3 protein-coding genes and 1 pseudogene are annotated in these 3,206 nt (G+C 63.9%); 2 read left to right on the plus strand and 2 right to left on the minus strand.

Going from position 1 to position 3,206, the window contains the following annotated elements; genetic code table 11:
- Positions 1-150: 150 nt before the first annotated feature.
- The gene (locus KF724_13820) at positions 151-489 is read right to left on the minus strand and encodes a DUF5615 family PIN-like protein (protein ID MBX3356767.1); all 339 of its coding nucleotides are present in this window, start codon (positions 487-489) and stop codon (positions 151-153) included.
- Positions 486-713 (minus strand): DUF433 domain-containing protein, encoded by a 228-nt coding sequence (locus tag KF724_13825; GenBank protein MBX3356768.1) that lies wholly within the window; start codon positions 711-713, stop codon positions 486-488. Before KF724_13825 ends, KF724_13820 begins: the two co-directional genes overlap by 4 nt.
- Positions 714-873: 160 nt before the next feature.
- Here KF724_13825 and KF724_13830 point away from each other — a divergent pair.
- A pseudogene (locus KF724_13830) lies at positions 874-1,967 on the plus strand (IS3 family transposase).
- A gap of 501 nt (positions 1,968-2,468) precedes the next feature.
- The gene (locus tag KF724_13835; GenBank protein MBX3356769.1) at positions 2,469-2,846 is read left to right on the plus strand and encodes a hypothetical protein; all 378 of its coding nucleotides are present in this window, start codon (positions 2,469-2,471) and stop codon (positions 2,844-2,846) included.
- Positions 2,847-3,206: the final 360 nt, after the last annotated feature.

Below are 3,206 nucleotides of genomic sequence, written 5' to 3' on the forward strand. Positions count from 1 at the left end.
CCTCTGCCGCGCCGGCGTCCCGCTCCGCACCGCGCAGGCCGCGATGCGTCACAGCGATCCGAGCCTCACCGCGAACGTCTACACCGACCCGAAGCTGCTCGATGTGGCGGGGGCGGTGGAGGCGCTGCCGGCGCTCGCAGGGACATCCGGTCAGCGAACCGCGAGCGTCTGAATTGCTTGCCGCGGGTCGGCGACGAACTCCTCCATCAACCGCCTCGCTCGGCGAAGACTCTCGGCGACCGCTTCGGTCGAGACATTGCCAGGGCGAATCCAGATGATCTTGGGTGGAGCGCCGTGAACGAGGCTCAATGCGTTGAAGTCGTCGTCCTTGGTGACGATCGCGAAGCCGTGTGCCTTGGCGTGCTCCCAGATCACGGGGTCCGCGCTCGAAGGGGGCAGGAAATCGACGACATGCGCGCTCTCGGGGTACGCGTCGCGAAGCAACGCCACCAACCCCCGGCTCAGATTCTCGTCGAAGAGCAGCTTCACGCCGCGTGCGGGTCAGCGAGTCGCTGTTCCCGCTCCGCCGCGTACGCGAGGACGGCCCTGATGTGCTCGGGCCGAAGCTGGGGAAAGTCGGCCAGAATCTGAGCCTCGGTCATTCCGGAGGCGAGGTATTGGAGGACATCAACGGCTGTGATCCGCGTGCCCTTGATGCAGGGCTTGCCGCTCCGCACGCCCGAGGTCACCGAGATGTGATCTTCCCAACGCACGGGCGAAGTATACGCCGCGGGTCTTGGTGGTCGGAGATTAGCGCCTTCCCTTCCCCCTGGCCCTCCCCCTTGCACAAGCGCTTGCACAGACTGACCTTTCCCCCTGAAACAGGTCCAGTCGGAGCGATAGTCTTCGGCCTGGATCAGGAGGATCGGGATCATGGCCAGGAAACGTCATTCGGCGGAGGAGATCGTCAACAAGCTTCGGCAGGCGGAGGTGGAACTTGGCAAGGGCAACTCGGTGGCCGGGGTGTGCCGGCTGCTCGGAGTGACCGAGCCGACCTACTTCCGCTGGCGTCGCGAATACGGCGGTCTGAAGGTCGATCAGGCCAAGCGGTTCAAGGAGCTGGAGCAGGAGAACGCGCGCCTCAAGCGGCTGCTCGCTGACGCGGAGCTGGACAAGGCGATCCTTCGGGAGGCGGCACGCCCAAACTTCTGAGCCCGGCTCGTCGGCGCCAGGCGGTGGAGCAGGCGCAGGTGGAGCTGGGTGTTTCCGAGCGTCGGGCGTGCCAGGTGCTGGGGCAAGCCAGGGCGGTGCAGCGGTACACGCCGGAGGTGCGAGACGATGAGGATCGGCTGACGGCTCGGATCGTGGAACTGGCGGCGGTGTACGGCCGCTACGGATCGCCGCGGATCAACGCATTGCTGAGGAACGAGGGCTGGAGGGTGAATCACAAGCGCGTGGAACGGATCTGGAAGGAGGCAGGGCTGAAAGTGCCGCAGAAACAGCCGAAGCGAGGCCGACTCTGGCTGAACGACGGCTCGTGCATCCGGCTTCGCCCGGAGCGGCGGGACCATGTGTGGGCCTACGACTTCGTGAGCGCGAGGACGCGCGAGGGATTGCCGCTGCGGATGCTGGTGATCCTGGACGAGTTCACTCGGGAATGCCTGTCGATCGATGTGGCGCGACGCCTGACGAGCGACGATGTGCTCGAGCGTCTGGCGTGGCTGATGGCGACGCGCGGGGTGCCTGGGCATCTGCGCTCGGACAACGGCAGCGAATTCACGGCGACGGCCGTGCGTGAGTGGCTGGCCAGGGTGGGGGTCAGGACGCTGTACATCGAGCCAGGCAGCCCCTGGGAGAACGGGTACGTGGAGAGCTTCAACGGGAAGCTGCGGGACGAGCTCCTGAACGGCGAGCACTTCCACACGGTGCTGGAGGCTCGTATCCTGATCGAGCAATGGCGGCGGCGCTACAACGGGATCAGGCCGCACAGCGCGCTGGGGTACCGGCCTCCGGCGCCGGAATCGATCGCTGCCGGTCCTCCCTGCGCTGCGCTCCGGTCGGCCCGGCAGCGACTCCCAACGGTGCAGGAACTCTCATAGACTCTGGTACGCAAGGTGGGGGAAGGTCAATCTACAAGGATGGCTTTAGGGGCAATCAATACATCAGCGGCTCTACGGTCAAGGCGGCGAGGGCAAATCAAGCGCGACTTGTAGGCGCCGGCAAAGCCGCTAAGATTGCTGGACCCGCGGGGGCGGCGGCAATCGCAGTGTACGACATATCCACTAGCGGGGGATCGCCGCGCAGCTTCGCTCGTGCAGGAGTGAGCGGAGCATTGACGGCTATCGCATTCATCCCCGTCGCGGGTCCGATCATCGCGGTGACTGGCGCTGGTCTGGACATGTTGGGCGCGTTCGACGGGTTCTACGAGATGTTTGAAGAGAACAGTGCATCCGAGGGCGCGCGGTCCGAGGAGTCGCAAGAAGTCGTTACGCCTTGTCCGTAGCGACCCCGCGCCTCCAAAGCACGCTATGAAACTAGTAGACTGGATCTTTGTAACGCTCTACGCCTTCCTCGAGCGCACGCCTCTCAGGGGGAGCGCGAAGGAAGCCGCAGCTATCTACACCGGGTATACGCTTTGGGTGCATGGATTCATGATCCTCTTCGGCATCAGCCGGATCGTGGGAGTGCCACCTTGGCCGAACTTGCCGATCGCGAAGCCGTTCGTCTTAGGAACGGTGTTCGGGATGTTTGTAGTTATGTTTTGGATCTACTGCTGGCGTGATCGAGGCGGCAAGGTGGCGACGATCGAGCGGTCCAGGCACGCGCCGATTGTTGGCATGCTGCTCTTTGTCGAAGCACACGCAGGGCCGGTTATCCTCTTTGTTGCCTGGAAGTGGTTCTGGTAGATCGAGTTATAGGAACAGCAGGGGGAGTGGGGCGTTGTCGGTGACATCGAGTCATTTGCCGAGAAGCGATGGGCGTGCCGATGTGGCAGATCCTCACCTTTCGGGCATGACCGCGTGTGCGATCCGTTCGATGGAACTCGCCCGAAAGTTCGCATTGTGTCCGGTTGTCAACTCGCGCGTAGACTTACCCACTGCCGAGCACCGAGATCTGACCCACCCCGGTCCGATCAGTCACCCTGCTGCCTCTCCGCATGGCTGGTGTCAGGATCTCCCAATCGATCCCCACAGCACGGTGGCGACCGATTGAGCGGTCCGACCGATGAAACTCTCGCGCGACATTTCGCATTCTGTCCGGTTCCC

It is taken from the genome of Phycisphaeraceae bacterium (assembly GCA_019636735.1).
Lineage (GTDB): Bacteria > Planctomycetota > Phycisphaerae > Phycisphaerales > SM1A02 > VGXK01.

What these genes read in the sequence shown, in the direction of transcription:
- KF724_13835 (MBX3356769.1), top strand. Translation starts at nt 2,469, where the DNA reads ATGAAACTAGTAGACTGGATCTTTGTAACGCTCTACGCCTTCCTCGAG.